This is a genomic window from Streptococcus orisratti DSM 15617 (assembly GCF_000380105.1).
In the GTDB taxonomy this organism is placed as follows: domain Bacteria; phylum Bacillota; class Bacilli; order Lactobacillales; family Streptococcaceae; genus Streptococcus; species Streptococcus orisratti.
Genome location: NZ_KB904519.1, coordinates 1 through 4,600 on the forward strand (window position 1 = coordinate 1; position 4,600 = coordinate 4,600).

General features: G+C 37.9%; 6 protein-coding genes and 1 pseudogene. 4 read left to right on the forward strand and 3 right to left on the reverse strand.

From position 1 onward, the window contains the following. Together A3I7_RS14240 and A3I7_RS0111290 are read left to right on the forward strand one after the other, a co-directional pair. Window positions 1-153 (forward strand): annotated as a pseudogene (locus A3I7_RS14240) (IS30 family transposase); the annotation flags it as partial. A 150-nt stretch (window positions 154-303) separates the two neighbouring features. Continuing rightward, complete coding sequence (locus A3I7_RS0111290) at window positions 304-1,131, forward strand: alpha/beta fold hydrolase (RefSeq protein WP_018376853.1); 828 nt, start codon at window positions 304-306, stop codon at window positions 1,129-1,131. A 37-nt stretch (window positions 1,132-1,168) separates the two neighbouring features. Here the strand turns inward: A3I7_RS0111290 and A3I7_RS13845 are convergent, their stop codons facing one another. Further along, on the reverse strand, window positions 1,169-1,345 hold the full coding sequence (locus A3I7_RS13845; protein ID WP_018363455.1) for a DUF3042 family protein: 177 nt from the start codon (window positions 1,343-1,345) through the stop codon (window positions 1,169-1,171). 152 nt (window positions 1,346-1,497) lie between these two features. Here A3I7_RS13845 and miaA point away from each other — a divergent pair, with 152 nt between their 5' ends. Continuing rightward, the gene (gene miaA, locus A3I7_RS0111300; protein WP_018376854.1) at window positions 1,498-2,391 is read left to right on the forward strand and encodes a tRNA (adenosine(37)-N6)-dimethylallyltransferase MiaA; all 894 of its coding nucleotides are present in this window, start codon (window positions 1,498-1,500) and stop codon (window positions 2,389-2,391) included. 59 nt (window positions 2,392-2,450) lie between these two features. After that, window positions 2,451-2,627, forward strand: coding sequence for a 30S ribosomal protein S21 (rpsU, locus tag A3I7_RS0111305; RefSeq protein WP_000048058.1), 177 nt, complete (start codon window positions 2,451-2,453; stop codon window positions 2,625-2,627). A 131-nt stretch (window positions 2,628-2,758) separates the two neighbouring features. On the opposite strand, the gene mscL is transcribed toward rpsU, so the two are convergent. Further along, window positions 2,759-3,139 carry a large conductance mechanosensitive channel protein MscL gene (gene mscL / locus A3I7_RS0111310; protein WP_018376855.1) on the reverse strand — a complete coding sequence of 127 codons (381 nt, stop codon included), beginning with the start codon at window positions 3,137-3,139 and terminating at the stop codon, window positions 2,759-2,761. Window positions 3,140-3,600: 461 nt separating this feature from the next. After that, complete coding sequence (locus A3I7_RS0111315) at window positions 3,601-4,119, reverse strand: hypothetical protein (RefSeq protein ID WP_018376856.1); 519 nt, start codon at window positions 4,117-4,119, stop codon at window positions 3,601-3,603. Between the last annotated feature and the right edge of the window lie 481 nt (window positions 4,120-4,600).

The window sequence follows — 4,600 nt, forward strand, 5'->3', positions numbered from 1 at the left end:
CTCTTGAGAGAGTTTCTCCCAAAAGGTGTCTCTCTTAACTCACTAACGACAGAAGAACTCAATCACTACGTCTCTGCTATCAATGACAGACCTAGACGACTTCACAAGTATAAAACCGCAAATATTTTGTTTGGGCTAGCCCAAACAGCTTAACCTCTGGAACTCTAGTTATCAATGAACTTGTTGCACTTGACTTGACAAGTGGGGTTTAAAATACTTGTTTCTATTGTTCTGCTTTTTTTACTGATCTTGTCAGTAAGTTATCACCATCACCGCAAACTCTTGCAAAAAGAGCAGAACTTGATGAAGCCACTGGGTAAGCTAGTAGAAGTGGACGAGCATAAGATGAGTATTTTCATCGCGGGAAAAGGGGATAGGACGATCGTCTTTCTCTCAGGTGGGGGCACGCCCTCGCCTATCTTGGACTTTAAGGCTCTGACTTCTCGACTGACCGACTCTTACCGTATCGTGGTGATCGAAAAGTTTGGTTATGGCTTTTCTGATGACGTAAAAGAGGAGCGTCCTATTGCTAAAATTTTGGAAAATAGCAGAGCTGCCCTACAGAAGGCAGGTGTAGAAGGACCTTATGTGTTGCTACCCCATTCTATTTCTGGAATTGAGGCCATCTATTGGGCGCAACAATATCCTGATGAAGTGTCAGCGATTATCGGTTTAGACATGGCCGTGCCAGCGGTTTACGATAATTATCCGCTGAATCCGCCTCTGATTGATTGGCTGCATGCCATTGCTTCGCTGGGGCTTACCCGCTGGTTTCCTAAGATAGTAGATAAAGGACTGTTTAAACATAATCAGTTGACTGAACAGGAAAAATCAAGCTATAGAGCTATTTTTCATAGAAGACCGCTGTCAGATAATGTTGTCCAAGAAGTCAAGGCCATTAAAGCCAATTCTCGTCTGGTCAAAAAAGGAAAAATTCCACAAGTACCAACGCTCTTATTTACATCAAATGGTCAAGGAACAAATCTTGGCAGTAAAAGATGGCAGCAACTTCAAAAAGACTATGCCAAAGAAGTCAAGGGTAGCCAGATCATTTCACTCAATGTTCCCCACTATGTGCACGATTATGCCTATGAGAAAGTAGCAGTGGCCATCAAGACATTTTTAAACTAAAAAAGCCGCTCCGTAGCAGAACGGCTTTTTTATAGACTTAGTGTGACACGCGTTTACGTGCTGCTTTCTTGCGGTTTTCTTGAATGAAAGCAGCTTTTTCTTCTTCTGGGTCAATGATTGTTTTCTTGACGGCATAAACAGCGCCAGCAACTGCAGCAGCAGTTCCGACAACACCAGTAGCAAGTCCTTTTACAAATGCAAATTTTTTAGCCATAGTAGTCTCCTTATCGATGAAATAGATTAGACTATAAGTCTCTTCATCTTATGTTATAATAATGGTAACGAAAAATGGTTTAAATTTCAAGTGAAAGTATCATAATGGTGAAAAAATCAGACCTAGGACTGAGTTTTCAGGAAAGAGAGAAAATGTCAGAAAAAATTAAAATTCTAGTAGTTGTTGGTCCGACAGCAGTAGGAAAGACGGCCTTAGGAATTGAGTTAGCTCAAGCTTTTAATGGTGAAATTATTTCAGGGGACAGTCAACAAGTTTATCGCAAGTTAGACATTGGGACGGCCAAAGCAACAGTACAAGAACAGGCGGAAGCAGTGCACCATCTGATTGATGTGCGTGATGTAGATGAAAACTACTCGGTTTATGACTTTGTGAAGGAAGCGAAAGCTGCCATCATAGATATTTATAACCGTGGAAAACTCCCTATCATTGTGGGGGGGACCGGACTTTACCTACAAAGTTTGCTAGAAGGTTATCATTTAGGGGGTGAGGTTGACCAAGAGCAAGTACTGGTTTATCGAGCGCAGCTGGACAATTTGTCTGATGACGACTTATTTGGGAAAATAGCAGAGCTGGGTCTTGATATCCCTCAACTAAACCGTCGCCGTGCTATGAGAGCACTAGAGCTAGCTAAGTTCGGACAAGTTATGGAAAACAAGGAGACCAACTATGATGCTCTACTTATTGGTCTAAATGATGACAGACAGCTTCTTTATGACCGTATCAACAAGCGTGTAGATTTTATGTTAGAAAACGGGCTTTTACAAGAAGCTCAGTGGTTATATGAAAATTTTCCTCAGGTACAAGCGGCACGTGCTATAGGCTATAAAGAGTTATTTCCCTATTTTTCGGGTGAACAATCATTGCAGGAGGCCACAGATAAACTTAAACAAAATACACGCCGATTTGCAAAACGTCAATTAACTTGGTTTAGAAATCGAATGACTACCGACTTTTACAGAGTAAGCGACTCTGATACTAAAGAAAAGATTGAAAAAAAAGTTAGAGATTTCTTGACAATCCTCTAAAAATTAGGTATCCTAGTAGGGAAGGTGAAAATGTTACAATATCTTGAGGAGGTGAAAACATGTCAAAAACAGTAGTTCGTAAAAATGAATCACTTGACGATGCACTTCGTCGTTTCAAGCGTTCTGTGACTAAAGCTGGTACTCTTCAAGAATCACGTAAGCGTGAATTCTACGAAAAACCTTCTGTAAAACGTAAACGTAAATCAGAAGCAGCTCGCAAACGTAAAAAATTCTAAGTTTAGAATAACAAAGCTAGAGAGATTTCTCTGGTTTTTTTGATTTCCTAAACAAAAGAAGCTGAGACAATAGCGCTCAGCTCCTTTTGTTTATAGAGTTATCAGTGCAAAATGCAGTGGTTCTGAAGACATTATTTGTTGGCAAGCAAGTCGCGAATTTCAGCAAGTAATTCTTCTTGAGTTGGTGCAGCTTCCTCTTCTTCAACGACCTCCTCTTTTTTGCCAAGTGATACAGCGTGGTTAGCAGCTTTGACAACGAAGAAGAGTGTTGTACCAATAATAAGGAAATTGATGATAGCGCTTAGGAAGCTACCATATTTTACACCATTCCATGCAAGATCAGCAATGTTTTCTACATTAGCTGCTTTCAAGGCAGGATTAAGAATCAGAGGTGTGATGATATCACCTACAAGTGATGTGATGATGGCATTGAAAGCAGCACCCATGACAACAGCAACAGCAAGATCCAAGACATTGCCTTTAAACAAAAACTCTTTAAGTTCTTTAATCATTAGATTTCTCCTTTATTTAGTTCTTAACCATTATAACAGAAAGCCTTTAATGAACGCAATAGGATTGCTCAGTTTAGTGTAAATAAAATGTTTTCTGATCATGTAAAAATTTTAACGTGAGATTAGATGCAGTTGTAATTGAAATCTTAGAACTTGTAGTCACAGTTCAGCACTTCTATATAAGGCTAGTTTTTTGAGCTATGCATCGTTAGTTTTTTCAAAATACAGTCGGTATTTTGAAAAAACCTACCTTGATTAGCGAAAAAGGCTCTCCTAGATAAAAGAACTTTACTTGTAAATACAGGTTCTTATAATACTAAAATTTTCCATAGAAGCAAGTTTGTCCCAAAAAGTCATTTGTAGATGGAAAAATTTCATATCATGTTGAGGTGTGAATGAGTATTACAAAGTATTCAAAACTGTTTTTATCATTTTGTGCCTGCTGTGTTTCGGTCTTTTCTCTATTCAAATTTGCGTTGGTATATCAGGTTAAATAACCATTGTAGATTAAGTTTTGGTTTTGGCTGTACTCTAAGAATTGGTGTTATAGCTCGTTCAACATAGCTTTCGGCTTCTTTCTTGCTTTTGTCAGACTCGCTGTGTTTAAAATCGTTAATGGTATTATCAATTACTTCTTTAAATAAAAACTTACCCTGCTTGTCAAAATCATAATAGATAGAGATACTTTTTTCATTAAATAAAAGAATTTCTGGATTTTTATAGCTGGAAATAGAGTATTTCTCATCTACAATTATGGTGTTAGCCCCATCATAATCATACCTTAAGTGTGAATTTTTAGGCTTTTCTAGATAATAGAGATGCTTTAGGGTAAAAATTAACTCAGGGTTTGTGCCTTTCTTATGCGGGAGATGCTGGGCATAGTAGCCTGAGTATGTAATTAGATTAAATTCAATTTTATAGCACCCCCAAAGTGTTAATAAAAGTGCTGGAACGGCGAGCAATTTCTTTGACAATTTCATAAAATCTTTCTGAACTTTCTATTTCAATTACTTCTGATATTTTTGATTAAGTAACTGCTGCAAATTAACATCGGCTTCTTCCTCCATCTTTAGAGCTAAAACGAGATTATTTGGGATAACTATCACCGCAGGATTTTTATTTTGACTTGAGAGATATGCTTAGCATAATGTTATCAGCAAGTAGAAGGATTTGCTAAGTGCTGTAATGACTGTAAGATAGACTCTTTTTAGGTATTATAGGCTTTCTTCCAGAATACAATTGGTATTATACCATGATAGGTAAATTCTCAAAGTAAGTTCTAGTTCCCGTCCTTCCAGAAGTTACTCTGAGAAAACTGCATAAAACCAACAGAATTTAGTCTCAGACTAAGTTCTGTTTTTGCCTAAAATGCAGATTCAAGGGTGTTTTAGGCTTGAAATAGTTGAAAAAAAGAGTACACTAAAGTTACTGGCTCTGAGGCGTCTCAAAGTAAGTTCTAGT